We start from the raw sequence: 26,602 nt of genomic DNA on the forward strand, positions 1-26,602 counted from the left end.
CTATCAAAAGCGCTTACTTGATCTGGCCTCGCGACAGGTCCTGGATCATGCGGGCGGCCAGATACAGGCGCGGTGCGATGGTGTTGATGTGCACGTATTCGGCATCGTTGGAGTGTGCGCCATAGCCCGACAGGCCGAAGCCCTCGATCACGCCGCCCTTGGCCTTGAGGGCCGCGAAAGCCGCATCCGTGCCACCGCCCGTGGCCTTGTCCATGACCTTCATGGGCAGCTTCAGCTCCTGCTCATAAATTCCCTGGGCATGGGCCGCCAGCTTGCGCGCCGTGGCATTGGCCTCCAGCGGCGGGCGGCGCACTTCGAATTTCAGCTCCACCTTGCTGGCGGGGAGCAGCTTGTTGCCGATCTTGTCCTGCATGGCTTTTTCCAGCGCCGTGAAGTCGGCCACGCGCAGCGCGCGGGCATCGGCCTGGGCCGTGGCTTCGGCAGGAATCACATTGCGGTTGGTGCCGGCCTTGGACACCGTCCAGTTGAGCTTGAGGCCGTCCTGGGGCTGGGACAGATCCTTCATCTGCAGCAGCTGATGCGACAGCTCGTACAGCGCGTTCACGCCGTCTTCGGGCTTGGCGCCCGCATGCGATGCCTTGCCCGTGACCTTGAGGTAGGCGGCGCCGATGCCGCTGGTGGCCAGGCGCAGGCTGCCGTCGGTGCCGCCGCCTTCAAAGCTGAACACGGCGTCCTGCTCGGCCCCCAGGCGGGTGATGGTGCTGCGTGCTCCGGGCGAGCTGATTTCCTCGTCGCCGTTGATCAGCACGGTCAGCGTGCCGTAGTCCTCGATGCCCAGCTTCTTGAGCAGGGGCACGATATGCATGATCAGGGCCACGCCCTGCTTGTCGTCGGCAATGCCCAGGCCATAGGCCTTGTCGCCGTCGACACGGAAGGGCTGGTCCTTGAGCATGCCGGGCAGATAGACGGTGTCCATGTGCGCGATCAGCATGATGCGGCTGCTGCCCTTGCCCTTGAATTCGGCATGCACCATGGGGCCGACCTTCTCGGGCGTGTCATCGAGGCGGTAGATGTCGCTGGGCTCGATCACCTCGACCTTGCCACCCTGCGCGCGCAGCTTGCCGGCAATGTATTCGGCAATCTTCTTCACGCCCGCCACATCCTTGCTGCCGGACTCGATATGCACCAGATCGCGCAGCGTATCCAGATAGGGCTGCTGCTCCTTTTTCGCATGCTCCAGCCATTCGGCCTGAGGGGCAGCCTGGGCAGAGCCGAAGGCCAGCACCAGGGCCAGGGGCAGGGCGCGCAGCAAAGGGGCAGAGGGCGTGTTCCAACGCATAGAAATTCTCCTTGAGGGGGGCGGGCCGCTCCCGGATAGGGCCGCGGCAGGAAAGGCGGCGTGATGCACCGCTCAGGGAATTCAGCTTAGCAGCCGTGTTTGTGGCCTCGGCGCTGACAGACTAGGGATAAATACCAGGACAACTTGATCTCCCGCGCCGACAAAAAAGCCCTGCAGCTTGCACGGGCAGGGCTTGGTGGGGTGTGCCGGTTGCTCAGGCCGCCGCCAGATGGGATTTGGTCTTTTTGCTCACACCGTCGCCGACGATGACCGCCGAGACCACAGACAGCACCAGCGCAATTGCCGAGCCATAGAACACTGCGTTGGTCATCTGGTGGTCCAGCATGTAGCCGAAGACCGGCGCGGCCAGGCAGAAGCCCAGATCCAGGCCCGAATACACCGTGCCGTAGACACGGCCCGTGGCGCCGGGGGGCGCTGCGCGCTTGATCAGCATGTCGCGCGAGGGGCCGGCCAGGCCCGTGCCCAGACCGGCGACTGAGGCCACGACCACCGCCACCATGCCGGGCAGCCAGCCCGTGCCGACGACAAACAGCAACAGGCCCGAGCCCAGCATGCAGATGGAGATCACCTTCTCCAGCCGCTGCACGCGGCCGACCAGAAAGCCGCCCACGACCATGCCGGCAGCGCCGCACAGCATATAGCCGGTGACGATCAGCGCCGTCACGGAAAGCGGCAGGCCGTACATGGATTGCAGGGCCGGGCTGGCAAAGCTCTGGATGGCGCTGAGCGCGCAGGTGCTCCAGAAGAAGAAGGAAAAGCACAGCCACACCGATGGCAGCTTCATGAAGGCCATCGGGTGTTCCTGAGGTGCAGCAATGGCTCCGGCAGCCGGCTTGGCGGCAGCACCGGCGGATTCGGCGCGATCATCGAGCGCATCGCGGTTGAAGACCATGATGGCCAGCACCACGGCTGCGCAGAGGGCGCCGCCCAAGCAGGCCAGACGCCAGGAGCCCGTGGCCGTGGTGATGCCCGCCATGAACAGCGGCGCCAGCGCCCAGCCCAGATTGCCGGACAGGCCATGCACCGAGAAGGCATGGCCTATGCGCTGCTGCGACACGCGCTTGTTGAGGATGGTGAAGTCCACGGGGTGGAAGGGCGCATTGCCCAGGCCCGCAAAAAAGGCGGCGGCCAGCAGCATGCTGTAGCCCTGTGCCGTGCTCGCAATCAGGCCTGCGACCACAAAGCTGCCAAGGGCGGCAAACAGAATCGGACGTGCGCCAAAGCGGTCCACCGCAAAGCCGGCCAGTGCCTGGCCGGTGCCGGAGACAATGAAGAACAGCGAGACCATGACGCTGAGCTCGGCATAGCTGTAGCCGAAGTCCTTGATCAGCCAGGGAAACAACGGCGGCAGCAGCAGATGGAAAAAGTGCGACGAGCCATGGGCCAGGCCGATGAGGCCGATGGTGCGCGCGTCACTGCGCAGTGTCTCTGGCGCCTGGTTTTGAGGTGTTGTGGAGGCAGGGCGGTTCATATGTCGCATCTTAGGCAGACTGCTCGCGTCTTGTATGCGATAGTCTGCCAATTGCTATCGCAAGCCAGCCAAACCATCATGTCCAGCCTCCACGATCCCGAGCCCCTGCGTGCAGGCAAGGCCAGCGCCTATGTGGAGACGCTGACGCCCCATCTCTACATACCCACGGCACAGCGCCCGGTGCGGGCCAAATGCCGCTGGCTGGAGGCCGATACCCAGGTCAAGCCGCACCGTCATCCCTGGGGGCAACTGGCCATCTCCACCACGGGCACCATACGCCTGACGGTAGCGCAGGGCACCTATATCGTGCCGCCGTCCCGCGTGCTGTGGGTGCCGCCGGGCATGGAGCATGCCGTGACCATGGTGGAAAGCGCCGATCTGCGCACCTTGTACTTCTTTCAGACCCAGGGGCGTTGCGGCCCCGATGTGGTCCCCGGCGAAGAGGCGGCCTGGCGCCAGTGCCGGGTGCTCAATGCCTCGGATCTGCTGCGCGCCGTGGTGCGCGAACTGCCCACGCTGCCCGATGACAGCCAGCAGCTTTGCGAGCAGGACAGGGCACGCGAGCACCATCTGAGCCAGCTGCTGCTCGACGAGCTGCGCCGTGCCAGTGCCGTGCAGCTGGGTGTGAACCTGCCCCAGGACAAGCGCTTGCGCCAGCTCTGCGAGGCCGTGCTGGCCGACCCCACGCGCAACGAGACGCTGGAGGACTGGGCGCGCGATACCGGGGCCAGTCCGCGCACCGTGGCGCGACTGTTTCGCCAGCAGCTGGAATGCAGTTTTACCCAGTGGCGCCAGCAGGTGGTGCTGGCCCATGCCGTGAGTTTGGCGGCGCGCAACTGGCCGATCCAGCGCATTGCGGCCGAGCTGGACTACAGTCCCAGCGCCTTCAGCGCCATGGTGCGCCGCACGGTGGGTATGCCCCCTGCACAATTTTTCGGCATGCATGCACAAAATGTATAGCTGCTAGCTCTTTGTGCAAAAGGGTTTGAGGCTGTTTTTGTTATTTTGAGGGGTGGAGCCTCAAACAATATTTGCAGCGGCATGGAATGAAAGCTGCAAACCTGCGCTCTTTATCACCATGATCTTCTCCGCCGAGTCGCGCTACAACCAGTGGGTGCGCGAGCACTACCGCTTTTTGCTGCGCAGCGCCTGGGCGCTGACGGGCTCGCGTGCGACAGCCGAGGATGTGGTGCAGGATTGCTTCACCAGCGCCTGGCGCTTTCGCCACCAGCTGCGCGACCAGAGCATGGCCAGGGCCTGGCTGTTCCAGATCATGCGCCGTCATGCCTTCAGGCACTTCGATCCTGTGCAATCGCAGGCCGAGTCTCTGGATGAAGCCTGCGAGCAGGGCGTGAATCACCACGATGCACTCGATGCGCAGCTGGACGTGGTCAAGGCGCTGAGCCGCATTGCCCCCATCCATCGTGAAGTGCTGGTGCTTTACTACTTTGACGACATGCCCACGGCCCAGATGGCCGAGGCGCTGGATATTGCACCAGGCACCGTGCTCTCTCGCCTGGCGCGGGCCCGTGAGGCGCTCAAGACGGCACTGCAGGAGCCTGCGCGCCGTCCCGCCAAGGCTGCCACCGAATCTTTCGCAGCTGTCGGCGTGATACCGCTGAGAAAGCGCGCACCATGAAACATCAAGACCGCCCCGAAGACACCGATTTCGACCTGCGTGCCCGTGCCGAGCTGGCACTGGCTTTCGAGCCCGGCGAGCCTCCGACCCATTTGCTGCGCCACACGCCCTGGTACGCCCGTCGTGGCCTGCATGCGCTGTGTGCAGCCGTGATGGTCGGCAGCGTCGCTGCGGGCAGCGTGCTGAGCCTGCGACCGCCGCAGATGGTGCGCTCGGCCATAGAGCATGAGTATTACGAGCGCACGCTGCGCGGCCAGTTCATACCCGAGGCCGAGATTGCCAGACATATGGACTGGCCTGTCGACCAGAAGCTGCCTGGCTATACCCAGCTCATGCGGCCCTGCGATATCGACGGCAGTCGCGCCTATCACCTGACCACTTTTTTTGAAAAAGGCGGCATCGTCACGGTGCTGGCCTTCGAGCAGCCCCAGCGGATTGCCGACGGCCAGGGCTGGTGGGCCAACAGCTACTGGCAGGTGGTGCGCTCGCGCGAAGGCCGTCCGCTGGTGCTGATCGCACAGAAGAAACAGGCTCTGGCCGTGGCATCACGCGCTCTGGGGGCCCCTGAGAAAGTCGATGGCTGAACCGGATTTTTCGCGCTGATCATTCACCACAACTACCAAGGAGACACCATGCAACAACCTACATCCCTGCCGCGTCGTCGCCTGCTCGCCGGTAGCGCCAGCGCGCTGGCTGCGGCCGGTCTGGCCAGCTTTCAGAGCCAGGCCATGGCGCAGGCCGCTGCACCCGCAGCCAAGCCTCTACCCGGCTATGCCGGCTTCAAGAATGCCGATGCCGTGATCGTGCACAGCTCCACCACCATCGAGACCAGGCGCAGCGCGTTTGGCTCCAGCGTGGTCACGCCCACCAACCAGCTCTATGTGCGCAACAACCTGCCCACGCCGCCAGAGTCCATCGTGGCCGATCGCGATGCATGGGCGGTGCAGATTGATGGCGTGAAGAAGCCCGCCAAGCTGACCGTTGGCGAGCTCAAGAAGCTGGGCCTGGAAACTGTGACCATGGTGCTGCAATGCTCGGGCAATGGCCGCGCCTTCTTCCCCACCAAGCCCAGCGGCACGCAATGGACCGTAGGCGCAGCAGGCTGCGTGGTCTGGAGCGGCGTGCCAGTGCGTGAGGTGGTCAAGGCCCTGGGCGGCATGGCCGACGGCATGGTCTACATGACGGGAACGGGCGGAGAGGTGCTGCCCGCAGGACTGGACCCCAAGAGCGTGCTGGTGGAGCGTTCCGTGCCTCTGTCGGCCATGGAGGACGCGCTGCTGGCCTGGGAGATGAACGGCGAGCCCGTGCCTTTGGCCCATGGCGGCCCGCTGCGCCTGATCGTGCCCGGCTACACCGGCGTGAACAACATCAAGTACATCAAGCAGCTGGCCTTTACCGTCAAGGAAAGCGAAGCGCACATCATGTCCCACGGCTACCGCATCTCTCCCCCCGGCAGCAAGGGCGACCCCAGCCAGCCTTCGGTACAGGAAATGAGCGTCAAGTCCTGGATCAACAGCCCCATCCCCGAAGACGGCAACCAGGCCTCCGGCCTGGTGCAGATTCAGGGCGTGGCCTTCGGCGGCATGAACGCCGTCAAGGGGGTGGAAGTCTCCATCGACGGCGGCAAGACCTGGAAGCAGGCCCGTCTGGTAGGCCCCGATATGGGCAAGTACGCCTGGCGCCAGTTCGTGCTGCAGGCACAGCTGCCCAAGGGTACCTACACCCTGGCCAGCCGCGCTACCGACGTCAAGGGCAATGCGCAGCCTGAAACGCGGGGTGAGAACCAGAGCGGCTACAACAACACCAGCTGGGCCGACCACGCCGTGACTGTCACCGTGGCCTGAGCGCCGCACTCGCTACCCATGCCGGGTGCCGAAGAAGGGGCGCCGGGCGATGGGTATCAAAACCCCCGATGCATCGCATTTCTCAAAGAACAATGATGAAGACAAACCACACCCTTGCCGCCCTGCTCTTGACCGCCTTTGCGGGCACTGCAGCCCACGCCGATCAGGCTGCCCAGATGGCACGTGGCAAAGAGCTGTTCACCACTGCTGCAGTCCCTGCCTGCGCGGTGTGCCATACCCTCAAGGACGCCGGTACCGAGGGTGCCATAGGCCCGGTGCTGGACGAGTTGCAGCCCGATGCGGCCCGCGTGGCGCGTGCTCTGAAGGATGGCATCGGCTCCATGCCCTCCTTCAAGGCCACAATGAGCGAAGCCGATATCGCTGCCGTTGCTCTCTACGTGAGCAAGGCCAGTGGCGGGGCCAAATAAAACGCCTCAGCTGCGTTCTGCGCCATCCAGCGGAATGGCGTAGATCCATGCCTTGTGGCGGCTATTGCCTTGCAGGCAGGCCGTCGCCTCCACGCCGGGCAGCTGGAAGTCCAGACTGACCAGCCAGCTGCCGGGCTGCATCTCGGTGGCTGCCTTGACGGCAGCGCGGCCCATGCTTTCGGGCCGCTGGAACAGATAGACCAGCTGATAGCGGCTCCAGTCGGTCAGCCAGATATCGCCACGCCGTACGCGTGCCCAGGGGCAACGCAAGGCGCTGGCAATCGCCAGTGGCCAGCTCCATTCCAGACCATTGAGGCGGGCCTGCGGCAGCGCGCGGTGCAGCGCTCGCAAGCCATCGCCCATGCCGCAGCCGGCGTCCAGCACCAGCGCCTGCTCCGGCAACTGCACGACCTCTGCCAGTCCTTTGAGCGCATTTAACGGCGTTGGAAAGACGGGGGCATCACGCCAGGCATTGAGCGGGTAGATCAGCAGCAGCAAGGCCAGGGGCAGCAGCCAGCCCCAGGCGGGCAACTGGCTGGCGCTGAGCACCAGAAACGACAGCGGAAACCCGGCCGCAATGATGAGCCGGCGCCACCAGTTGGGCCCGTAGAGACTGGCCGCCGTGCTGAAGCCGCCTCCGACCAGCAGGGCCAGCCACCAGGGCAGCAGGCGCGCCAGACCCGCAAAAATCAGCCAGGCCAGCAGCCAGACGAGCAATGCAGGCAGAGGCCAGGTCGAGTCAAGCCATTTTTTTGTCATGAGTTTTGAAATGTATCCGTCATACACAGGCTTCACGACACCGAAGTGCAGGCAAGGCCTTGTCGGAATTTTGCATTTTGTGCGGGATACCCCTCTTTGGTGGGGTATGCGTGTAGTCAACTCGTCGTAAAAATTACCGATTTTTGCTTATGTATACTTTTCGGCTTTCAGCGGCTGAGAATTCAGAGGAGACATCCATGCGCCTGCTCGCCCCCACCTTTTCATTGGCGGCTCTTGCATTGACAGCATGCGCGGTACAGACACCGCAGGAGCAGTTGGCACCTGCTTCGCCCACCGTGCGCCTGTGCGAAGGCAATAACTGTTCCGAGCTGCCGCGCAATGTCGCGACTTTCCGTGGCGAGCCCGTCAATCCCGAGGCGGAGCGCCGCCTGGCGGCACTGGTGCAAAAAGCCGAAGCCGATCCTCGCGCAGCCTATGACCTGGGGCTGCGCTATCTGCGCGGCGATGGCGTGGAGCGCAACAGCTATCAGGCCATCGAGTGGATGCGCAAGGCCGGCGATGCCGGTAACGGTCAGGCCCAGTTTGCGCTGGGTCGTCTGTATCTGCTGGGCTTTGAAGAGATGGGCCCGGACCCCGCCGAAGCCGAGGCATGGTTGTCGCGTGCTGCAGCCAAGGGCTTCAAGGAAGCCAAGCGCCTGCTGCCCCAGGCGCAAGCTGCCAAACAGAATGCTCATGCACGCTATCAGGCCATCGAGGACGAGCGCAAGTCCTGGAACGGCTGGTATGTGGGCGCGCCCTACTACATGGTGTGGGGCTCGTCGGGTTGGTATTACCGCTGAGGCGCTGTGAGCGCTGCAGCATTTTTTATTTTTTGAAAGCATCACTATGTCCAAGAAGACAACGCTGCGTCTGGCAGCCATCGCATCGGCCCTGGCACTGGGCGGTTGCGTGACCCCCGGCGGCGGCACCATTTCCACGGGTACGGCTCCCACGGCTGCCACCGGCGCAGCGGGCGGCGCAACCAGCGTGAATGCGAACCCTACGCTCGAGCGTTGCGATGCTCCTCTGGGTACGCTGGCCGTGGACGACGGTCGCGGCAAGGAGTGGTATGCCAGCTTTGGCGCTGCCACCAAGATCACGACCATCGAGCCCCTGATCCGTCTGGCCGTGCAGCAGTCCAACTGCTTTGTGATCACCTCCATCGGCAACAACCGCACCGAAAGCAAGATGTCGGCGATCACCGACAAGCAGCGCAACTCCGGTGAATTCCGCGCCGGCTCCAAGCAGCAAAAGGGCCAGCGCGTGGCGGCCGATTACTACATGGAGCCTTCCATCATCATCGACAACGATGCAACCGGTCAGCTGGCAGCGGGCGTGGGCGGTCTGTTCGGCAATGTGGGTACGCTGATCGGCGGCGCCATGCAGAGCAAGGCTTCGGTGGTGACTCTGAGCATGTTCGACATCCGTTCTGGCGTGCAGATCTCCATCTCCGAAGGCAACTCCACAGCCACCAACTTCGGCGCAGCCATGGGCGCGTTCGGCGGTGGCGTGGGTGGCGGTCTGGGCGGCTTCTCGCGCTCACCCGAAGGCAAGGCCACGGTGGCCGCCTTCATGGATGCCTACAACAACATGGTGATCTCGCTGCGCAACTACAAGGCACAGGAAGTCAAGGGCGGCCTGGGTCGCGGCGGTCAGCTCAAGGTCGGCAAGTAAAGCTCCGATCCGGAAACAGAAAAGGGCCTGCAGCTGCAGGCCCTTTTTTCATGGTTTGCGCGTCTTCAGCAAGCGCCGCGAGCGCTGCTTACTGCAGCTGAAAGATCTTGCCCGGGTTCAGGATGTTCTTGGGGTCCAATGCCTGCTTGATGGCGCGCATCATCTGCACCGCACCGGCTCCTGCCTCTTCGAGCAAAAATCCCTGCTTGTGGATGCCGATGCCGTGCTCGCCCGTGCAGGTGCCGCCCAGCGCAATCGCACGTGCCACCAGCGTGTGGTTGAGCTGCTCGGCCTGCTGGCGCTGGGCGTCGTTGTCGGGGTCGATCAGATAGCCGAAGTGGAAGTTGCCGTCGCCCACGTGGCCGACCAGGAAGTAGGGGATGCCACTGGCATCGGCTTCGGTCACGCATTCCAGCAGCGCATCGGCCAGACGGCTGATGGGCACACAGGCATCGGTGGTGATGCAGCGGCAGCCGGGCACGCTGGAGACGGCCGCGAAATAGGCGTTGTGGCGCGCGGTGAACAGACGCGTACGGTCTTCGGGGCGCTCGGCCCATTCAAAGGCATTGCCGCCGAATTCATGGGCAATGTCCTGAACCATCTCGGCCTGCTCCTTGACGCCCGTGGGCGAGCCGTGGAACTCCATCAGCAGCATGGGCTCTTCACGCAGGGACAGCTTGCTGTAGGCATTGACCATGCGCACCGAATTCACATCGACCAGTTCCACGCGTGCGATGGGAATGCCCATCTGGATGGTCTGGATCACCGTGTGTACGGCGCTCTCGATGCTGGAAAAAGAGCAGATGGCTGCGCTCACCGCCTCGGGCAGGGGATAGATGCGCAGCGTGATCTCGGTGAAGATGCCCAGCGTGCCTTCGCTGCCCACCAGCAGGCGGGTCAGGTCGTAGCCGGCAGCGCTCTTCTTGGCGCGGTTGCCGGTGCGCACCACTTCGCCGCTGGCCGTCACCACCTCCAGGGCCAGCACGTTCTCGCGCATGGTGCCGTAGCGCACGGCATTGGTGCCGCTGGCGCGGGTCGAGGTCATGCCGCCAATCGAAGCGTCGGCGCCGGGGTCGATGGGAAAGAAGAAGCCGGTGTCCTTGATGGCCTCGTTCAATGCCTTGCGCGTGATGCCGGGCTGCACGGTGATGGTCAGGTCTTCGGTGTTGACCGAGAGCACACGGTTCATGCGGCTGACGTCGATGGTGATGCCGCCCTGCACGGCCAGCAGATGACCTTCCAGCGACGATCCTGCGCCGTAGGCAATCACGGGCACGCCGTACTGGTCGCAGAGCGTGACGGCATCCTGCACGTCCCGGGTGGATTCGGCAAACACCACTGCAGCCGGAGGGGGCGCAGAAATCGCGCCTTCGTCGCGGCCATGCTGCTCGCGCACGGCCAAAGCCGTGGAGCACTGGCCGCCGAAACGTGTTTGCAGAGCCTGCAGAAATTCTTCGGGGATGGGGCGCTGCACGAAATCGGGCTGCAGCGAGGTATGGGCAACAGGTGCGTTCATCGGGGGCTCCAGAGGAGAAAAAGAATACCACCTGACCCGATCCAGACATGTACGTATTGGGTACTAGGCCATGGCGCTCAAGGTCGCAATCGCTGCGCTGGTACATGCCCATTGGAGCTGGCAGAGCTCGTGGCTTTCGTCGTGGTGCAGCCATCTGCTGCGAGCACATAGATAAGTTTCGCCCTAACTAATGAAAATTCAGTGTTTAGGGTTTGTGCCTGGTGTGCCTATATTGGCAAGCCTCATGGCGTGCGCTGCAGAGCTCGCTTCAAACCAAAAGCAGTTCGGAGGGCGGAGCTATGCGCGATACGGATCGCAGATCATTCATTCAGGGGCTGGCCGGGGTGTCGGCGGCAGGTATGCTGGGCGCGGCATGGCAGGTGCGTGCAGCGCAGACGCAGGCCTGGCCGGCGCGGCCCATCAAACTGGTCGTGACCTTTCCGCCCGGCGGCTCCAGCGATATCGTGGCGCGGGTGCTGGCTCCCGCGCTGGCCGAGAAGCTGGGCCAGAGCGTGGTCATAGACAACAAGCCCGGTGCGGGCTCGTCGATTGGTGCGCAGATCGTGGCGCACAGCGCCAATGACGGCTACACGCTGCTGGTATCCAATTCTGCGGCGCTGTCGATAGCGCCATCGCTGCTGCAAAGCCCTGGCTACGATCCCTTGCGCAGCTTCGAACATCTGGCCTACATCGGCGCCGTGCCCACGGTGTTTGCGGTACATCCTTCGGTGCCCGCCAACAGCCTGAGCGAGCTGGTGAGCTGGATCAAGGAGCAGCCTGCTCCCGTGGCCTTTGGCAGCGGCGGCGCCGCCTCGGTGGGACATCTGGTGGGCGAGCAGTTTGCACAGACGCTCAAGCTGTCCATGGAGCATGTCCCTTATCGCGGTGCCGGCCCCATGCGTGCGGATCTGCTCAGCGGCCATGTCAAGCTGGCGTTCGATGCCTTGCCGCAGAACATCGCGCTGCACAAGCAGGGCCGGCTCAAGCTGCTGGCGCTGACATCGCCACGCCGCGTAGCGCAGGCACCGGCGGTGCCCAGCGTGGCCGAGCTGGGGCTGGCACAGCTGGTCTCCGAAAACTTCGTCGGCATTTCGGCACCCGCTGGCCTGCCCAGGGCGCTGGCCGAAAAAATCGCCGGCGCGGTTCGGCAGATCAGCGCGCGTCCCGAGTTTGCGCAGACGCTCGAAGCCCAGGGATTCGTGACCCGGGATATGGAATCCAAAGCCTTCGCCCAGCTGATTGCAGACCAGCATCTGGCCTGGGGAGATATCGCGAAAAAGACCGGCGCAAAGCTTTAACCAGTCAGGACAACGATGAGCAGCGAGAAACTGTATTCACCCCGTAAGCCGCGCTATGCCGTGGTGCTGTTTGGCCCCGAAGGGCAGGGCAGTTTCAACGATTCGGGACTGCGCGGAGCCTATAGGGCCAGAGAGGCCGGCCATGAGGTCGATATGCTCTGGGTGGCCGGCCAGTCGGCCGAGCAGCGCGCCGCCGAAATGTCCGCATTGTGCGGCGGCCGCTATGCGCTGATTCTTGCGCATGGCGGTCAGGGGGACGGTCCGGTGCAGATCCTGGCCGGGCGCTGGCCCGAGCAGGCCTTTGCGGTCACGCAGGGCAGCTGGGCGGCACCCAATGTGGCGCGTTACGAGGTGCTGCAGGAGCAGTCGGCATTCCTCGCCGGCGTGCTGGCCAGCCAGTGGAGCAAGACGGGCAAGGTGGGGCATTTCTCGGGCGAGAAGGTGCCGCCGGGTCTGCGTGGTCGGGCGGCCTATGCGGACGGTCTCAGGCGCGCCGGTTTTGAGGGGCAACTCGTCACCCAGTTCTGCGGTCACCAGCATCGTCCGGACTGGGCCCGCACCTGTGTCTCGGCGATGGTCGAGCAGACGGATCTGGACATTGTGTTTGCCATGCTCGATGGTGGCCGCCCCGGTGTGACGCAGGCTTGCCGGGCGCATGGCGTGGCGCAGATCGGCAATGTGCTGAACTGGGTGGAGCGCGACCCCGAGGTGTTTGTGGCCTCGGCGATCTGCGATTCAGGCGAGGCCTTGTTTCGCGCCGTCGAGGACCATGCCAGGGGCCTGCTGCCGCTGGGTGGCTATCGAGCCTTCGGCCTCGAAGAGCCGAGTCTGGTGCGGCTGGAAATGGGGGCCGGGGTGAGTGCTGCGCAGCGCAGCCTGGTCGAAGACTGGGCGCAGCGCCTGCTGCGCCGCGAGTTCGAGATTCACCTGGACTATGCCGGGGCCGAGTTCGCCTTGCCGCAGGAGGAAATCAGCGCTGCGGCATGATCAGGCAAGGGCCGGGGCAAGGACTCAGTACTGCTGCGCGCCCTTGTCGAATTCGGCGCGTGACAGCTGGCCGTTGCGGTCGCTGTCGATCTCTTCGAAGCGCTGGGAGATGACTGGCAACTGGCGTGCTTCCTGCGCACTGAGCTGACCGTCGCGATTGGCATCGGCACGCTCGAATGCCGCTTGCACGCTGCTTTTTGCCGCTGGTGCCTGCTGCACGCCGGTGGCGGAACCCGACTGCACGATGCGCGCAGGCTCCTTGTTGTTGCCGACATTGCCGCCGCCGGTTTGTGCAAAAGCCATGCCTCCACCCAGGGTGAGCGCAGAAAACAGCACCACGCTGACGACTTCGAATGACGAGACCTTGCAATTGAGCAGATTCTTCTTGTTCATGAATGGCATTCCTTCTCTATGCGATAACAGGAGTGCATTGCACCCTGTGAGGCGTCAAAGGGCCAGCATTTTTGCCTGCTGTTGCCTCAGACTACATTTGCCTGCGGGCTGTAACGCACAATGGCGGCCATATCTGCGGGCCGCGCCGGCCCTGGAAAAACTCGCAGCTTTGACAAGGGATGACCCATGGGCAATCGCCTCACGCAAATCGCCACCCGCACCGGAGATGACGGAACCACCGGCCTGGGAGACAACACCCGCGTTTCCAAGAACAGCGGCCGCCCGCATGCCATGGGCGATGTGGATGAACTGAACTCGCATATCGGCCTGCTGCTGTGCGAGCCAATGCCCCAGGATGTGCGCGACCTGCTGATCGACATCCAGCACCAGCTGTTCAACCTGGGCGGCGAGCTGTCCATGCCGGGCTATGAGCTGCTCAAGGACGATGCGCTGCTGCAGCTCGACAACGCGCTGGCCCACTACAACGCAGAGTTGCCGCGCCTGCAGGAGTTCATCCTGCCTGCCGGCACGCGTGCTGCCGCGCAGGCCCATGTATGTCGCACCGTGGCGCGCCGTGCAGAGCGCCAGGTGGTGGCGCTGGAGCAGGCCGAGACCATGCGAGCCGCGCCGCGCCAGTATCTGAACCGCCTGTCCGATCTGCTGTTCGTGCTGGCCCGCGTGCTCAACCGCATCGACGGCGGCGACGATGTGTACTGGAAGAGCGAACGCCTGGCGCGCGCACAGTCCGAGTGAGGCGGAGGCAGGAGGCCGGGCATGCGTCTGCGACATATCGAAGTCTTCAATGCCGTGATGCAGACCGGCAGCGTCAGCGCGGCCGCGCGCCTCATCAACGTCACCCAGCCCGCGGTCAGCCGCACGCTGCAGCATGCCGAGCTGCAGATGGGCTTTGCGCTGTTCCAGCGCGCGCGGGGGCGGCTGACGCCGACCAATGAAGCGCTGGCCCTGTTTCCGCATATCGAGAAGCTGTTCGAGCAGCTCGACGAGGTGCAGCGCCTGGCAGCCAATCTGCGTCACGGCCAGTCGGCCGACCGGCTCAATGTGCTGACGGTGTTCGCGCTCAGCCGCGAGGTACTGCCGCGCGCCGTGGCGGGCTTCAGGCGCCGCCATCCGCAGGTCCAGGTGCACGTGCAGGCGCTGCACACGCCGCAGGTGGTGTCGGCCCTGCTGCTGCAGGAGGCCGATGTGGGCTTTGTGATCAGCTCCGCGGGCCAGCCCGCGCTGGAGCACGAACTGCTGGCCGAGGTGGACATGTTCTGTGTGCTGCCCAAGGGACTGCTGCCGCCTTCGCGCGTGCGCGCCGAAGGCATGGAACTCAAGGATCTGGCCGATCTGCCGGTGGTCGCGCTCGATGCGCGAGACCCGCTGGGCATGCGCCTGGGCCAGGCCTGCCGCGAGCATGGCGTGGGGCTGTCGCCCGTGGTGACGGTGCAGACCTACCATGCGGCGCTGTCCATGGCCGAATACGGGCTGGGCGCGGCCATCATGGACGGCTGCACGGCACTGGCGGCCGACCGGCGCCGCGTGCACGTGGTGCCGCTGCTGCCGCGCATCACCGTGGGCGTGAACGCGCTGAGCCTGCCCCAGCGCCCGGGATCGGTGCTGGCGCGCGCCATGACCCAGGAAATGCGCAAGGCCCTGCAGGAGCTTCTGGGCGCCTCCTGAGCAGATCCGTGTTCAGGCAGCGCGCATCTGTGCAGCCAGTCGCTGCGCCGAGCCGAAGGCCAGCGTCAGGCCCAGCGCACCATGGCCGGTCTGCAGCCACAGATTGCGCGGGCCTCCGCGCTGGCGGCCGGTGATGGGCAGGCCCGTGGGTGTGGCCGGGCGCATGCCGCTCCAGGGATGCAGCGAGCCCTGTAGCGGTAGCTGGGCGAAGACCTGCTGAGTGGAGCGGCGCAGGCTGTCGATGCGGGCTGGATCGATGCGTGTGTCGCGACCGATGATCTCCACCATGCCGGCCACGCGCAGGCGCTCGCCCAGGCGCGCGAACACCACCTTGCGCGCGGTGTCGGTCACGCTCACGCGCGGCGCGGCATGGGTGTGGCTTGACGGTATGTCCACGGTGATGCTGTAGCCCTTGAGCGGATAGACGGGAATGCGCAGGCCCAGCAGGCGCGCATGGGCCGGGCTTTCCCAGCCGCTGGCCAGCACATAGTGCTCGGCCTGCAGCAGGCCGGCGGCGGTGCGCAGGCCGGTGACGGCGTCGCTCTGGCGCTCGAAGCCCAGCACCTCGGTGTCATAGCGCAACTCGGCGCCGCGCACGGCCAGCAGCGCTGCCAGCTGCTCGCACAGCTGGCGGCAGTCGGCGGCACTTTCACTGGGGGTGTGAACGGCGCCCGCCATGCGGCCCGCGTAGCCGGCCAGCGCGGGCTCCAGGCGCACGGCGGCGGTGGCATCCACCACCTGCTGGCTGGCGCCGCCAAGGCGCGATTGCAGGGCCACCTGCCGGGCCGCGGCATCCAGGCCCTGCTGCGTCTCGTACAGCACCAGCTTGCCCGGCGTGTGCAGTGCGCAGCTCAGGGACTCCTGCGCCTGCAGGCTCTCGAAAGCCTGCCGGCTTTCGGCGGCCAGCCTCAGCAGCGCCTGCGTACCGGCCATGGAGGCGCGGGCATTGCAGGCGCCCAGAAAGCGCAGTCCCCAGGCCCATTGGGCGGGATCGGCACGCAGGCGCAGGGCCAGCGGCGAGTCCTTTTCCAGCAGCAGCTGCGGCAGCATCTTCCAGATGCCGGGATCGGCCAGCGGCTGTACGTAGGAATAGCTGAGCTGCGCGCCGTTGCCGCCGCTGGCGCCCGCTGCCGGGCCGGGCCCGCGCTCCAGAACGGTGACCCGGCAGCCCGCGCTCTGCAGCGCATAGGCAGTGGCCAGGCCGACGATGCCGGCGCCCACGATGCAGACATGCATTGATCGTTTCTCCATGCTGCCGCACTGTAGGCCCGTACGGGGCCGGGCAGCCATGGCATTTGGCATGCAGGGTATGCGCCCAGGTTATGGGCTGCCCGCGCGCTGCGTGCGCCCGGGCGGCCCTTTGTCGCGGTGTTTACCCGGAGCATGGCTGTGCCTGCGCTGCCACCCATAAACCAGGGGCATGGAACAGCCCGATATTGTCATCCCCCGGAGCCGGGCGCGCTTTCTACACTGGCGGCACATCCACCACCGAAGAGGAGACACCGCATGCAACTTCACTCCACCGTGCTTTGCGCGGCACTGGGCCTGGGTTTTCTGGGCGCTGCCCATGCCGATACCCTGGCCAAGGTGCGCGACAGCGGACGCATCACGCTGGCTTACCGCGAGTCCTCCGTGCCCTTCAGCTACCTGGACAACGGCAAGCCCATCGGCATGACCGTGGAGCTTTCGCAGGCGGTGGCCGACGCCGTGAAGAAGGTGCTGAACCAGCCCGCGCTGGAGGTGCGCTGGCAGGCCGTGACCTCGCAGAACCGCATGCCGCTGCTGGCCAACGGCACCATAGACCTGGAGTGCGGATCGACCACCAACAACACGGTACGGGCCAAGGAGGTGGGCTTTGCCATCAATCACTTCTACACCGGAACGCGGCTGCTGGTGAAGAAGAGCTCGGGCATCCAGAACTATGCCGACCTCAAGGGCAAGACCGCGGCCATCACCACCGGCACCACCAATCTGCAGGTGCTGCGCAAGGCCAATGCCGAGCAGGGCTGGGGCATGAACATCGTCATGGCCAAGGACCATGCCGACGGCTTTCTGCTGGTCGAGAACGACCGCGCCGCGGCCTTCGGCATGGACGACATCCTGCTCTACGGCCTGATCGCCAACGCCAAGAATCCCAAGGATTTCCACGTCGTGGCCGATGCGCTGCAGGTCGAGCCCTATGCCTGCATGCTGCGCAAGGACGACCCGCAGTTCAAGCAGCTGGTGGATGGCGTGATCGGCGACATGATGAAGTCGGGCGCCTTCGCCAGGCTCTACGACAAATGGTTCATGCAGCCCATCCCGCCCAAGAATGCGGCCCTGGGTCTGCCCATGAGCGAGCAGCTGCAGCGCAACGTGCAGGAGCGCGGCGACAAGCCGGCGTTCTGAGATGCAGGCTGTGGGCATTCTCGGCGGCATGGGGCCTGCAGCGGGCGCGGATTTCGTGCGCCTGTTCGTGCAGGCCTGCACCCGGCACCTGCAGGACCGGGGACTGCCCGTGCGCGACCAGGCCTATCCCGAGCACTGGCTGGTGCAGCTGCCCATGCCCGATCGCACGCAGGCGCTGCGCAGCGATCCGCAGTCCCCTGCGGGCCCGGCACCGCATCTGCTGCAGGGCGCGGGCCGGCTCGCGGCCCTGGGCGTGCGCAGCGTGGCCCTGGCCTGCAACACGGCCCATGCCTGGCATGGGCAGATACAGGGGCTTTTTCCGCAACTGCGCGTGCTGCACATCGCGCAGCAGACGGCGCTGTACCTGAAGGCAGGCGGCGCGCGCCAGGCCCTGGTGCTGGCCACGGACGGAACCTATGACAGCGGGCTCTACGACGCGGCGCTGGCCGAGTGCGGCATTGCCGCGCTGCGGCCCGGACCGGCGGGCCGGGACCGGCTCATGCAAGGTATCTACGAGGGCGTGAAACAGGGCGATATGCCGCTGGCCGTGCAATGCTTCGGCGAGGCGCTGGCACCGCTGCTGCAGCGCCACGGTGCCGTGCCCGTGATCATGGGCTGCACCGAAATCCCGCTGGCCCTGCCGCAGGCGCCGCAGGCCCGCGGCGCCGAGCTGGTGGACCCGGCGTGGATACTGGCCTGTGCGCTGGCGCAGGATGCATACGCGCACTAACGGCGACGGAGGAGCAGAGATTTATAAAAAGATGAGCTGCAATCGCTTGTCAAAAAACAGATATGTATCGAATCAAGGCCAGATCTGTTGATGGGTCAGCGGTACCAGCTCATCTTTTAACGATGGTTTGCTAAGACTTCCGGGCGTCCTGCATCTCCGAGTCCATGGCGGCCTTGTAGATGCTTTGCCGGGGGCGCTGCATCAGGCGGCGCAGCATGGGCTCGAATTCACCGAGGGGCAGGGTCTCGGCCCGGGGATCGAAAGCGGGGTTGTCATAGAGTTCGCAGAACTCGGCCGTGCGCGTGTAGTGCGGATGCTCCCGGAACTGCTCGCGCATATCCCTGTCCAGGCCGATGTGATGGAAGAAATAGTGGCCCTGGAAGATGCCGTGATGCTTGACCATCCAGTGGTTGGCTTCGCTCACAAAGGGCTGGAGAACCGCGGCGGCAATGTCGGGGTGGTTGAAGGACCCGAGGGTATCGCCAATGTCATGCAGCAGGGCGCACACCACATACTCCTCGTCGCGGCCGTCGCGCAGCGCGCGCGTGGCGGTTTGCAGGGAGTGGGTATAGCGGTCCACCGGAAAGCCGCCATAGTCGCCCTCCAGCAGCCTCAGATGGGCCATCACCCTGTCGGGCAGACCCTGTGTGAACTGTGCAAACTCGCCGCCGATCACCTGCCAGTCTTCACGCGTGCTGTCTTGCATGCGCAGAAAATTCGCCCGTGCATTCATGCCATGTCTTTCGTGGGTTATGGTCGTTGCACTGTAGGGCGCTGGCAGGGGCTGAGCTGTCAAGGGCATGACATGCAGCCGCTGCCTTGATGTGCGAGCGAATCGTGCTTGCCGCAGACGGTGTGCGAGGACTGCAGGCGTCAGTAGGTTTCCAGGTGCAGACGTCCTTCGCGCTTGAGTCTTGCGCCAAGCTCCTCCCACCCTAGTCCTGCTTGCTGGGCCACGTCACGCAGGGCCAGCACGACGCCGTCCTCCATGCTTTTGAGACCGCAGACATAGATATGCGTGTTGTCGTCGCGCAGCAGCTCCATGAGGTCGGCCGAGCGCTCGCGCATGGCGTCCTGCACATAGCGCCTGGGCTGGCCGGCCACGCGCGAGAAGGCGAAATTGATGTCGATGAAATCCTTGGGCAGGTTCTGCAAGGGGCCGAAATAGGGCAGTTCCTGAGGCGTTCGCGCACCGAAGAACAGCAGCAGTTTGCCGCTGTCGAACTTGCCGCTCTTGCGCAGGCGGCGGCGCCACTCCGTCATGGCGCGCATGGGTGCGCTGCCCGTGCCGGTGCAGATCATCACGATGTGCGAGCGCGGGTGATTGGGCATGAGAAAGCTGCTGCCAAACGGGCCTATCACCTGCACCTTGTCACCCACCTGCAGATCACAGAGATAGTTGCTGGCCACGCCGCGCACGGGCTGACCCTGGTGATCCTCGACCACGCGTTTCACGGTCAAGGCCAGATTGTTGTAGCCGGGGCGCTCGCCGTTGCGGGCGCTGGCAATCGAGTACTGACGCGCCACATGGGGCTTGCCGCCGGCATCCACACCCGGCGGAACAATGCCCAGCGACTGGCCTTCGAGCACCGGGAAAGGCATGGCGCCGAAGTCCAGCACGATATGGTGGGTCTCGTTGTCGAAGCCGGCTTCCGTGCAGTTCAGATTGCCCACCACCGTGGCCGTCACCGCAGCCTTGGGACCATGCAGATTGGTGTAGGCATGGGCGGCAGACCAGGGCGGTGTGGTGGCGCCATAGCTGGCTGCGCGAAAGACTTCCGCAGTGCCGCTTTCGGCCAGGCCGGCAGCGGCCGCGATCACGGCCTGAGCCTGGCTCAGATCATCCACATCGCCGGCATTCTCGGTCGTCTGCGCGGCGGCCAGCACATCGGCGCAAAGCTCTTCGGGCAGGCTCTCCCAGCCCAGCTGCTCGGCAACGCTGTAGGGCTTGCTTGCCGACACCAGCCGCCAGTTGTCGATGGAGCCGGTAGGGCAGGGCGAGATGCAGTCCATGCAGCCGTTGCACTTGTCCGCCATGACCACATAGTTGTTGTCGTCATGCGTGATGGCGTCCACGGGGCAGGTCGCCTCGCAGGTGTTGCAGCGAATGCAGATTTCCGGGTCTATCAGATGCTGCTTCAGGATGCCGTTTTCAATCAGCGTGATGGTGCTCATTTCTTTCTCCCAACTGGCATGGCCTAAAACTGACACTGCACCAAGTGAGAGGTGCCGAGCAAGAGCCGCCTCGCGGCGAAGGCACCGTCCCCTTGGGGAAGCCGCGTAGCGGCTCAGGGGTCACCCAAACTTCACATACTCGAAGTCCACGGGCTGGCGATTGATACCCATGACCGGGGGGGCAATCCAGCCGGCAAACTTGCCGGGCTCCAGGCATTGCTTCATCAGCGATGCGACAAAGCTGCGGTCGTCGTCGCTGGCCAGCCACTCGTTCTTCCTGGACAGCCATTCCTGCTCGCTCACAGGGCGGCCGTCGGGGCTGATGCGCACGCCTGCCAGCGCGCCGATCTGACGGTTGAAGGCCTTGTGCGGCACCGTCAGGCGAAAGTCGATGCCGGCCTTTTCCATCACCTTGTTCCAGCGGCCCACACCGGCATTGCTGTCCTTGATGTAGTCATCGCGCAGCACCTCGTTCAAGGCGTTGAGCATGGGCACTTCCTTTTCCTGCAACTTGCCGTCCACTACTTCCAGCACTTTGTAGTTCTGGTCGTGCAGCTTGTGGTCGTCCTCGCGCTTGCCCTCTTCGTAACGGCCCTTGAGGCCCGAGCTGTAGAAGGTGGCGGCATTGCTCGACTGGTCGGCGCCGAAAAGGTCGATGGTCACGCTGTAGTGGAAGTTCAGATAGCGCTGGATCGTGGGCAGGTCGATGACGCCCGCGTTGCGCAGCTTGTTCACATCGTCGGTCTTGAGTTCGTTCATGACCTGGCAGGTGCGGGCCAGAACGCGCGAGACGCCGGACTCGCCGACGAACATGTGATGCGCCTCTTCGGTCAGCATGAATTTGGTGGTGCGTGCCAGCGGATCGAACGCGGATTCGGCCAGCGCTGCGAGCTGGAATTTCCCGTCTCTGTCGGTGAAGTAGGTGAACATGAAGAACGCCAGCCAGTCCGGCGTTTTTTCATTGAAGGCGCCCAGAATGCGCGGGTTGTTTTCATCGCCGCTCTGGCGCTCCAGCAAGGCCTCTGCTTCCTCCCGTCCATCACGTCCGAAATGCTTGTGCAGCAGATAGACCATGGCCCAGAGATGGCGGCCTTCTTCCACATTGACCTGGAACAGATTGCGCAGGTCGTACATGGATGGCGCGGTCAGGCCCAGATGGCGCTGCTGCTCCACCGAAGCGGGCTCGGTATCGCCTTGTGTGACGATGATGCGACGCAGGTTGGCGCGGTGCTCGCCGGGCACATCCTGCCAGGCTTTCTCACCCTTGTGATCGCCAAAATGAATGCTGCGTTCCTGATCAGCCGGGTTCAGGAAGATGCCCCAGCGATAGTCACGCATCTTGACGTAGCCGAACTGCGCCCAGCCCTGCGGATCCACGCTCACCGCGGTACGCAGATAGACATCGTAGTTGGTCGATCCTTCGGGGCCCACATCATCCCACCAGCGGATGAAGCTGGGCTGCCAGCTCTCCAGCGCACGCTGCAGCGTGCGGTCGCCGCTGAGGTCCACGTTGTTGGGAATCTTCTGGCTGTAGTCGATGCTGCTCATGGGGAGTCTCCTGTGATGTTTTGCCGATTCATGAAGCCGTGCAGTCGCTTCGAAACTGGTGCAGCCCAGGCGAGTAACGCCGAGCAAGGGCCGCCCCGCTGCGAGGGCGTTGTCCCCCTCCGGCACGCAGTGCCAGAGAGGGGGAAGCGGCATAGCCGCTCAGGGGGAGTTTCCTCATACCCTGTTGAAATCGAAGCCGGCTTTCTGTCCGGTGCCGTAGAGCTTCAAAGCGCCTTTTTCACCGACCGCATTGGGGCGGTTGAAGATCCAGTTCTGCCAGGCCGACAGACGCCCGAAGATGCGCGTGACCATGTTTTCCTGGCTGGCGAAACGCAGATTGGCTTCGAGGCCCGTGAGCGCATCGGGCGACATGGCGGCGCGCTCTTCCATGGCGATGCGGATCTCGTCTTCCCAGTCGATATCGTCAAGCGCGGCGGTGACCAGTCCCAGCTGTTGCGCGGCATCGCCGTTGAGCGGCTTGCCCATCGCCGCGCGCGCGGCTTCCAGGGGCCCGGACTCCTCATAGAAGCGCCGCTGCAGACGGCTTTGGTCGTTGACCAGCGGCAGCAGGCCGAAGTTGAATTCATCGAGCTCGATCACGGGCTCGCGCTTGGGCTCGTCGGGCAGCACCAGCATGTAGGCGCGATCGGCGCAGAAGACCAGCTCGGCCAGCATGCCGGCAAAGCAGGAGCCGGGCTCGATCAAGGCGAACAGCGAACGCGACGACACATCGAGGCGTGCAAAGGTGCGGCGCAGCAGGCCCAGGGTTTGCTGCACCAGCCAGTGATCCTTGTGCGCCATCAGAGACTGGTCTGCCGCCAGCACGGCGCGTGCATCGCCCTCGGTCTTGAGAATCCAGGTGCCCACATCGAGCTCGTTGGTGCGCAGATGCAGTATGGCGTCGTCGAGCTCGCGGCCCATGGCCAGCGGCCACCAGGCAGCACCTGCGTTTTCAATGGCTTCGATGCTGCCGGGCTGTTCGCCCCTGGGGGCCTTGACCGTAATGGTGGCGCTGCGCTTGCTGCGATCGATCTGCACGCTGACGTGGCGATAGTGCAGGCCGTCCGGGCTCTCCTCGCGCTGCAGCCTGGTGAGCTGTATGCCTTTGGCGGACGCCGGGCGCGGGCTGCTCTCGCCCAGCGCCGTGGCACGTTGCTGCACCACCTCGGCAAACTGCGCGGGCTTGGCGATCGCATCCACCAGTCGCCAGTCCACGGCGCGCTGGCCGCGCACGCCTTCCACGCTGGTGCAGAAGATGTCGGCCAGGTCGTGGCGCACATGGCGCTTGTCGGTCACGCGCGTCAGCCCGCCGGTGCCGGGCAGCACGCCCAGCAGCGGAACCTCGGGCAGCGATACCGAGGAAGATCGGTCGTCGATCAGCACGATGTCGTCGCAGGCCAGAGCCAGCTCGTAGCCGCCGCCCGCGCAGGCGCCGTTGACGGCGGCAACGAACTTGAGTCCGTCGTGCCGGGAGCTGTCCTCCATGCCGTTGCGCGTCTCGTTGGTGAACTTGCAGAAGTTCACCTTCCAGGCGTGGGACGAGACTCCGAGCATGAAGATATTTGCGCCCGAGCAGAAGATGCGTTCCTTGCCGCTGGTGACGATCACGGAGCGAACCTGCGGGTGTTCAAAACGGATGCGGTTGAGGGCATCGTGCAGTTCCACATCCACGCCCAGGTCATAGCTGTTGAGCTTGAGCTTGTAGCCGGGGCGTATGCCTCCGTCTTCGGCGATGTCCAGCTTGAGCCGGGCGATATTGCCATCCACTTCAAACGACCAGTGCCGGTACTGGCTGGGCTCGGTGCGGTAATCGACGTTGGTTTGCTGCTGCATGCTCGGCTCCTGCTGAGATGAAAGATAGTGCAGTTACTGACTTGGTGTTGGCACAATTATGCAGATTCATCGGAAAAAAGCACGTATATTTAGGCACTATGTTGCATGTTTTGCTAAAACCAAGGGAAATCCATAGGCGCTGCCAGTTCGCAGAACTGCGCCAGGATTGATGTGTTTTGATGGCTATCCCCTTACTCATGAAGGGTGGGCAGCTAGCAATTACGGAGCAAGTGATCCGGATGGCCTTGATTCGCAAACCCAGCACTGGCGCGGGGTGATGAGCTGCTTGCAAAATGGATCCACCATGCTGACCTTTGCAGATATCCAAGCCGCCGCTGCGCGCCTGAATGGCGCCGTCCTTCAAACCCCTTTTGTGGAATCACGCACGCTCTCGCAGATCACGGGGGCACAGGTCTACCTCAAATTCGAGAACCTGCAGTTCACTGCATCCTTCAAGGAGCGTGGCGCGCTGAACAAGCTGCTCATGCTCAGCGATGCCGAGCGCGCGCGCGGCGTGGTCGCCATGAGTGCGGGCAATCATGCCCAGGGCGTGGCCTATCACGCTCAAAGGCTGGGTTTGCGAGCCGTCATCGTCATGCCGCGTTTCACTCCCGGTGTGAAGGTGGAGCGCACGCGTGGCTTCGGTGCCGAGGTAGTGCTGCATGGCGACACATTGGCCGAGGCGCGTGCCCATGCCTATCATCTGGCGCAGGAGCAGCAGCTGACCTTTGTCCATCCCTATGACGATGAAGCGATTGCTGCCGGCCAGGGCACACTGGCGCTGGAAATCCTGCAGGCACAGCCCGATCTGGATGCGCTGGTCATTGCCATTGGCGGCGGCGGTCTGATTGCGGGCATTGCCACGGCGGCCAAGGCCATCAAGCCCGAGATGGAGATCGTGGGTGTGCAGACACAGCGCTTTCCTTCCATGGTCAATGCGTTGCGCCACACCGACCTTCCCATGGGGACTTCGACGATCGCCGAGGGCATTGCGGTGACCCAGCCCGGCATCATCACCCAGGAGGTGGTGCAGCGTTGCGTGGACGATTTGTTGCTGGTGGACGAAGGAGATATAGAGCAGGCCGTGCTCATGCTGCTGGAGATCGAGAAGACCTTGGTCGAAGGTGCGGGGGCGGCGGGTCTTGCGGCCTTGCTGCGCTATCCCGCTCGCTTCAAGGGCCGGAAAACAGGCCTGGTGCTGTCGGGTGGCAATATCGACCCCATGCTGCTGGCTGCCATCATCGAGCGTGGCATGGTGCGCTCCGGTCGTCTGGCGCGTGTGCGCGTCAGTGCGCGCGACGTACCAGGCGTGCTGGCCCAGATCACGGCCACGGTGGCCGGAGCCGGCGCGAATATCGAGGAGGTCCATCACCAGCGTGCTTTCACCATGCTGGCTGCGCAGAATGTGGAGATCGAGTTCGTGCTGCAGACACGTGGCCACGCCCATGTGGGCGAGGTTCTGGAGCAACTGCGCCGCGCAGGCATGGAGGCGGCTCTGGTGTGACGCTGGAGCCGCAGGCCTTGCTCAGGCCTGCAGGGGCGTGATCTTCTTGATCAGCGGAGTCACCAGGTCCATGGGCAAGGGGAACACCACGGTGGTGTTCCTGTCCGCGCCGATCACGGTCAGCGTCTCCAGGTAGCGCAGCAAGATGGCCTGAGGCTCCTGCGCCAGAACTTTCGCGGCCTGAGACAGCTTTTCCGAAGCCTGCAACTCGCCTTCGGCGTGAATCACCTTGGCGCGGCGTTCGCGCTCGGCCTCGGCCTGCCGCGCGATGGCCCGGATCATGGATTCGGTCAGATCGACCTGCTTGATCTCCACGTTCGAAACCTTGATGCCCCAGGTGTCGGTTTGCGCATCCAGCGCCTGCTGGATGTCCAGGTTCAGCGATTCACGCTCTGCCAGCATCTCGTCGAGCTGATGCTTGCCCAGTACGGAGCGCAGCATGGTCTGCGCGAGCTGACTGGTGGCCTCCAGATAATTGACCACCTGGATCACCGCCTTCTCTGCATCCACCACGCGCAGATAGATCACGGCATTGACCTTGACCGAGACGTTGTCGCGCGAGATCACATCCTGCGCCGGGACCTCCAGGACCACGGTGCGCAGATCCACCCGGACCACCTGCTGAATGGCGGGAATGATGAAGATCAGTCCCGGCCCCTTGACCTTCCAGAAGCGCCCCAGCGTGAAGACCACGCCGCGCTCATACTCGCGAAAAATCCGGATCGACGCCGTCCCCAGGCCAATCACCAGCATCAGCAGGATTAGCCAGAACAAGAAAGAAGCGCTAACCATAGAAGCCATCCTTTCAGCGAGGAACTTCGGCGCTGCGATCTGACGTTGAACGGTGTACATCGATTTCGCAATCGGCGCAGGGTCGTCCGCAAGCCCAGCATATGCTGTTGCACTCCGGGTGCGCACTTATCCGCGCATGGTCGACATCGAAGAAGTGCTGTTCGCCATTGCCGGCGCATGAGATGGGGGTCTGGGCTGCCGGAGCGGCTATGGCTTTCCCTGAGCCATGTCGCCAGGGCTGTGCCTAGAATGGCTGCAGCGCTTGCTTGTTTCACCGCCTGCTTTCAGGAGGAGCATTGATCACATGTCAGATGATTCCGCAGTGAACCACGAGGCACAGGATGCGGCCGAAGCCGTTGTGCCCTATATTCCCATCATCATCCCCGCCGCTGGCGCCGTGATGATGTTCCTGCTGGCCTTTATTGCCGTGAACATGGCCTAGGCATTCCAACCTTCTCGAGCCCAACCCCGCGACGCGGGGTTTTTTTACGTCTGTGCAGGTTATGAATGAATGATCTATGCATATTGTGATGCACAAAATGCATAGATATTGCCCGTGATTTGCTGACAAATTCAAGGCCCCTACCTAAAATCGATCTCCCGCTGCTATTCAAAACAA

The 26,602-nt window shown here is 64.0% G+C and carries 26 protein-coding genes; 15 read left to right on the forward strand and 11 right to left on the reverse strand.

Features of this window, described 5'->3' with window-relative positions:
• Positions 1–13 precede the first annotated feature (13 nt).
• Both NOX35_RS00225 and NOX35_RS00230 read right to left on the reverse strand, forming a co-directional pair.
• On the reverse strand, positions 14–1,300 hold the full coding sequence (locus tag NOX35_RS00225) for a M20/M25/M40 family metallo-hydrolase (RefSeq protein WP_256495336.1): 1,287 nt from the start codon (positions 1,298–1,300) through the stop codon (positions 14–16).
• A gap of 214 nt (positions 1,301–1,514) precedes the next feature.
• Complete coding sequence (locus NOX35_RS00230; protein WP_182285162.1) at positions 1,515–2,792, reverse strand: MFS transporter; 1,278 nt, start codon at positions 2,790–2,792, stop codon at positions 1,515–1,517.
• Positions 2,793–2,870: 78 nt separating this feature from the next.
• Between NOX35_RS00230 and NOX35_RS00235 the strand changes: the two genes are divergently transcribed.
• The 5 genes from NOX35_RS00235 (at position 2,871) to NOX35_RS00255 (ending at position 6,703) form a co-directional block, all read left to right on the forward strand.
• On the forward strand, positions 2,871–3,752 hold the full coding sequence (locus NOX35_RS00235) for a helix-turn-helix domain-containing protein (RefSeq protein ID WP_256495337.1): 882 nt from the start codon (positions 2,871–2,873) through the stop codon (positions 3,750–3,752).
• 118 nt (positions 3,753–3,870) lie between these two features.
• Positions 3,871–4,431, forward strand: a complete 561-nt coding sequence (locus NOX35_RS00240) for an RNA polymerase sigma factor (protein ID WP_182285163.1) — start codon at positions 3,871–3,873, stop codon at positions 4,429–4,431.
• Positions 4,428–5,015 (forward strand): hypothetical protein, encoded by a 588-nt coding sequence (locus NOX35_RS00245; RefSeq protein ID WP_182285164.1) that lies wholly within the window; start codon positions 4,428–4,430, stop codon positions 5,013–5,015. Before NOX35_RS00240 ends, NOX35_RS00245 begins: the two co-directional genes overlap by 4 nt.
• A gap of 48 nt (positions 5,016–5,063) precedes the next feature.
• Positions 5,064–6,275 (forward strand): sulfite oxidase, encoded by a 1,212-nt coding sequence (locus NOX35_RS00250; RefSeq protein ID WP_182285165.1) that lies wholly within the window; start codon positions 5,064–5,066, stop codon positions 6,273–6,275.
• A gap of 92 nt (positions 6,276–6,367) precedes the next feature.
• Positions 6,368–6,703 (forward strand): cytochrome c, encoded by a 336-nt coding sequence (locus NOX35_RS00255; protein WP_182285166.1) that lies wholly within the window; start codon positions 6,368–6,370, stop codon positions 6,701–6,703.
• 6 nt (positions 6,704–6,709) lie between these two features.
• Here NOX35_RS00255 and NOX35_RS00260 read toward each other — a convergent pair whose 3' ends face one another.
• Positions 6,710–7,462, reverse strand: coding sequence for a class I SAM-dependent methyltransferase (locus tag NOX35_RS00260; protein WP_256495339.1), 753 nt, complete (start codon positions 7,460–7,462; stop codon positions 6,710–6,712).
• Positions 7,463–7,659: 197 nt separating this feature from the next.
• Between NOX35_RS00260 and NOX35_RS00265 the strand changes: the two genes are divergently transcribed.
• Positions 7,660–8,262, forward strand: coding sequence for a tetratricopeptide repeat protein (locus tag NOX35_RS00265; protein WP_003065258.1), 603 nt, complete (start codon positions 7,660–7,662; stop codon positions 8,260–8,262).
• A gap of 46 nt (positions 8,263–8,308) precedes the next feature.
• Positions 8,309–9,136, forward strand: a complete 828-nt coding sequence (locus tag NOX35_RS00270; RefSeq protein WP_046461752.1) for a hypothetical protein — start codon at positions 8,309–8,311, stop codon at positions 9,134–9,136.
• 88 nt (positions 9,137–9,224) lie between these two features.
• On the opposite strand, the gene NOX35_RS00275 is transcribed toward NOX35_RS00270, so the two are convergent.
• Complete coding sequence (locus NOX35_RS00275; protein WP_182285168.1) at positions 9,225–10,652, reverse strand: FAD-binding oxidoreductase; 1,428 nt, start codon at positions 10,650–10,652, stop codon at positions 9,225–9,227.
• A gap of 299 nt (positions 10,653–10,951) precedes the next feature.
• Here NOX35_RS00275 and NOX35_RS00280 point away from each other — a divergent pair, with 299 nt between their 5' ends.
• Entirely contained in the window at positions 10,952–11,950 is a 999-nt protein-coding gene (locus tag NOX35_RS00280) for a tripartite tricarboxylate transporter substrate binding protein (RefSeq protein WP_256495342.1), read from the forward strand.
• Positions 11,951–11,965: 15 nt separating this feature from the next.
• The gene (locus NOX35_RS00285) at positions 11,966–12,937 is read left to right on the forward strand and encodes a BMP family protein (RefSeq protein WP_256495344.1); all 972 of its coding nucleotides are present in this window, start codon (positions 11,966–11,968) and stop codon (positions 12,935–12,937) included.
• Positions 12,938–12,961: 24 nt separating this feature from the next.
• Here NOX35_RS00285 and NOX35_RS00290 read toward each other — a convergent pair whose 3' ends face one another.
• The gene (locus NOX35_RS00290; protein WP_182285171.1) at positions 12,962–13,330 is read right to left on the reverse strand and encodes an EF-hand domain-containing protein; all 369 of its coding nucleotides are present in this window, start codon (positions 13,328–13,330) and stop codon (positions 12,962–12,964) included.
• Between the two features lie 186 nt (positions 13,331–13,516).
• Here NOX35_RS00290 and NOX35_RS00295 point away from each other — a divergent pair, with 186 nt between their 5' ends.
• Both NOX35_RS00295 and NOX35_RS00300 read left to right on the forward strand, forming a co-directional pair.
• Positions 13,517–14,083 (forward strand): cob(I)yrinic acid a,c-diamide adenosyltransferase, encoded by a 567-nt coding sequence (locus NOX35_RS00295; RefSeq protein ID WP_182285172.1) that lies wholly within the window; start codon positions 13,517–13,519, stop codon positions 14,081–14,083.
• A 21-nt stretch (positions 14,084–14,104) separates the two neighbouring features.
• Positions 14,105–15,013, forward strand: coding sequence for a LysR substrate-binding domain-containing protein (locus NOX35_RS00300; protein ID WP_256495345.1), 909 nt, complete (start codon positions 14,105–14,107; stop codon positions 15,011–15,013).
• Positions 15,014–15,025: 12 nt separating this feature from the next.
• Here the strand turns inward: NOX35_RS00300 and NOX35_RS00305 are convergent, their stop codons facing one another.
• Complete coding sequence (locus NOX35_RS00305) at positions 15,026–16,249, reverse strand: D-amino acid dehydrogenase (protein ID WP_256496968.1); 1,224 nt, start codon at positions 16,247–16,249, stop codon at positions 15,026–15,028.
• Between the two features lie 270 nt (positions 16,250–16,519).
• Here NOX35_RS00305 and NOX35_RS00310 point away from each other — a divergent pair, with 270 nt between their 5' ends.
• Positions 16,520–17,401, forward strand: coding sequence for an amino acid ABC transporter substrate-binding protein (locus tag NOX35_RS00310; protein WP_256495347.1), 882 nt, complete (start codon positions 16,520–16,522; stop codon positions 17,399–17,401).
• A 1-nt stretch (position 17,402) separates the two neighbouring features.
• Positions 17,403–18,131: an aspartate/glutamate racemase family protein gene (locus NOX35_RS00315; protein ID WP_182285174.1), complete on the forward strand. Its 729-nt coding sequence runs from the start codon at positions 17,403–17,405 to the stop codon at positions 18,129–18,131.
• Positions 18,132–18,261: 130 nt separating this feature from the next.
• Here NOX35_RS00315 and NOX35_RS00320 read toward each other — a convergent pair whose 3' ends face one another.
• The 4 genes from NOX35_RS00320 to boxC all read right to left on the reverse strand — a co-directional run bounded on the left by NOX35_RS00320 (position 18,262) and on the right by boxC (position 23,687).
• The gene (locus NOX35_RS00320) at positions 18,262–18,864 is read right to left on the reverse strand and encodes an HD domain-containing protein (protein WP_182285175.1); all 603 of its coding nucleotides are present in this window, start codon (positions 18,862–18,864) and stop codon (positions 18,262–18,264) included.
• Between the two features lie 140 nt (positions 18,865–19,004).
• Positions 19,005–20,306 carry a benzoyl-CoA 2,3-epoxidase subunit BoxA gene (boxA, locus tag NOX35_RS00325; protein ID WP_256495348.1) on the reverse strand — a complete coding sequence of 434 codons (1,302 nt, stop codon included), beginning with the start codon at positions 20,304–20,306 and terminating at the stop codon, positions 19,005–19,007.
• A 120-nt stretch (positions 20,307–20,426) separates the two neighbouring features.
• On the reverse strand, positions 20,427–21,854 hold the full coding sequence (gene boxB, locus NOX35_RS00330) for a benzoyl-CoA 2,3-epoxidase subunit BoxB (RefSeq protein WP_182285177.1): 1,428 nt from the start codon (positions 21,852–21,854) through the stop codon (positions 20,427–20,429).
• Positions 21,855–22,028: 174 nt separating this feature from the next.
• A complete protein-coding gene (gene boxC / locus NOX35_RS00335; protein ID WP_256495349.1) occupies positions 22,029–23,687 on the reverse strand; it encodes a 2,3-epoxybenzoyl-CoA dihydrolase in 1,659 nt (552 codons plus the stop codon).
• A gap of 304 nt (positions 23,688–23,991) precedes the next feature.
• Between boxC and NOX35_RS00340 the strand changes: the two genes are divergently transcribed.
• Positions 23,992–25,191 (forward strand): threonine ammonia-lyase, encoded by a 1,200-nt coding sequence (locus NOX35_RS00340; RefSeq protein ID WP_256495350.1) that lies wholly within the window; start codon positions 23,992–23,994, stop codon positions 25,189–25,191.
• 21 nt (positions 25,192–25,212) lie between these two features.
• On the opposite strand, the gene NOX35_RS00345 is transcribed toward NOX35_RS00340, so the two are convergent.
• On the reverse strand, positions 25,213–25,983 hold the full coding sequence (locus NOX35_RS00345; protein WP_003065227.1) for a slipin family protein: 771 nt from the start codon (positions 25,981–25,983) through the stop codon (positions 25,213–25,215).
• 304 nt (positions 25,984–26,287) lie between these two features.
• Between NOX35_RS00345 and NOX35_RS00350 the strand changes: the two genes are divergently transcribed.
• Complete coding sequence (locus NOX35_RS00350) at positions 26,288–26,425, forward strand: hypothetical protein (RefSeq protein WP_003059912.1); 138 nt, start codon at positions 26,288–26,290, stop codon at positions 26,423–26,425.
• Positions 26,426–26,602 lie beyond the last annotated feature (177 nt).

Origin of the sequence: Comamonas sp. C11, from assembly GCF_024496285.1 — a bacterium.
GTDB classification, from domain to species: Bacteria; Pseudomonadota; Gammaproteobacteria; order Burkholderiales; family Burkholderiaceae_C; genus Comamonas; species Comamonas testosteroni_F.

Bases quoted from the DNA above. Each gene is read 5' to 3' on its own strand.
- boxB (WP_182285177.1), bottom strand. From the start codon at position 21,854: ATGAGCAGCATCGACTACAGCCAGAAGATTCCCAACAACGTGGACCTC.
- NOX35_RS00345 (WP_003065227.1), bottom strand. From the start codon at position 25,983: ATGGTTAGCGCTTCTTTCTTGTTCTGGCTAATCCTGCTGATGCTGGTG.
- NOX35_RS00270 (WP_046461752.1), top strand. From the start codon at position 8,309: ATGTCCAAGAAGACAACGCTGCGTCTGGCAGCCATCGCATCGGCCCTG.
- NOX35_RS00250 (WP_182285165.1), top strand. From the start codon at position 5,064: ATGCAACAACCTACATCCCTGCCGCGTCGTCGCCTGCTCGCCGGTAGC.
- NOX35_RS00255 (WP_182285166.1), top strand. From the start codon at position 6,368: ATGATGAAGACAAACCACACCCTTGCCGCCCTGCTCTTGACCGCCTTT.
- NOX35_RS00300 (WP_256495345.1), top strand. From the start codon at position 14,105: ATGCGTCTGCGACATATCGAAGTCTTCAATGCCGTGATGCAGACCGGC.
- NOX35_RS00265 (WP_003065258.1), top strand. From the start codon at position 7,660: ATGCGCCTGCTCGCCCCCACCTTTTCATTGGCGGCTCTTGCATTGACA.
- NOX35_RS00340 (WP_256495350.1), top strand. From the start codon at position 23,992: ATGCTGACCTTTGCAGATATCCAAGCCGCCGCTGCGCGCCTGAATGGC.
- NOX35_RS00350 (WP_003059912.1), top strand. From the start codon at position 26,288: ATGTCAGATGATTCCGCAGTGAACCACGAGGCACAGGATGCGGCCGAA.
- NOX35_RS00310 (WP_256495347.1), top strand. From the start codon at position 16,520: ATGCAACTTCACTCCACCGTGCTTTGCGCGGCACTGGGCCTGGGTTTT.
- NOX35_RS00305 (WP_256496968.1), bottom strand. From the start codon at position 16,249: ATGCATGTCTGCATCGTGGGCGCCGGCATCGTCGGCCTGGCCACTGCC.
- NOX35_RS00260 (WP_256495339.1), bottom strand. From the start codon at position 7,462: ATGACAAAAAAATGGCTTGACTCGACCTGGCCTCTGCCTGCATTGCTC.
- NOX35_RS00285 (WP_256495344.1), top strand. From the start codon at position 11,966: ATGAGCAGCGAGAAACTGTATTCACCCCGTAAGCCGCGCTATGCCGTG.
- NOX35_RS00280 (WP_256495342.1), top strand. From the start codon at position 10,952: ATGCGCGATACGGATCGCAGATCATTCATTCAGGGGCTGGCCGGGGTG.
- boxC (WP_256495349.1), bottom strand. From the start codon at position 23,687: ATGCAGCAGCAAACCAACGTCGATTACCGCACCGAGCCCAGCCAGTAC.
- NOX35_RS00320 (WP_182285175.1), bottom strand. From the start codon at position 18,864: ATGAATGCACGGGCGAATTTTCTGCGCATGCAAGACAGCACGCGTGAA.
- NOX35_RS00230 (WP_182285162.1), bottom strand. From the start codon at position 2,792: ATGAACCGCCCTGCCTCCACAACACCTCAAAACCAGGCGCCAGAGACA.
- NOX35_RS00295 (WP_182285172.1), top strand. From the start codon at position 13,517: ATGGGCAATCGCCTCACGCAAATCGCCACCCGCACCGGAGATGACGGA.
- NOX35_RS00315 (WP_182285174.1), top strand. From the start codon at position 17,403: ATGCAGGCTGTGGGCATTCTCGGCGGCATGGGGCCTGCAGCGGGCGCG.
- NOX35_RS00235 (WP_256495337.1), top strand. From the start codon at position 2,871: ATGTCCAGCCTCCACGATCCCGAGCCCCTGCGTGCAGGCAAGGCCAGC.
- NOX35_RS00290 (WP_182285171.1), bottom strand. From the start codon at position 13,330: ATGAACAAGAAGAATCTGCTCAATTGCAAGGTCTCGTCATTCGAAGTC.
- boxA (WP_256495348.1), bottom strand. From the start codon at position 20,306: ATGAGCACCATCACGCTGATTGAAAACGGCATCCTGAAGCAGCATCTG.
- NOX35_RS00240 (WP_182285163.1), top strand. From the start codon at position 3,871: ATGATCTTCTCCGCCGAGTCGCGCTACAACCAGTGGGTGCGCGAGCAC.
- NOX35_RS00275 (WP_182285168.1), bottom strand. From the start codon at position 10,652: ATGAACGCACCTGTTGCCCATACCTCGCTGCAGCCCGATTTCGTGCAG.
- NOX35_RS00245 (WP_182285164.1), top strand. From the start codon at position 4,428: ATGAAACATCAAGACCGCCCCGAAGACACCGATTTCGACCTGCGTGCC.
- NOX35_RS00225 (WP_256495336.1), bottom strand. From the start codon at position 1,300: ATGCGTTGGAACACGCCCTCTGCCCCTTTGCTGCGCGCCCTGCCCCTG.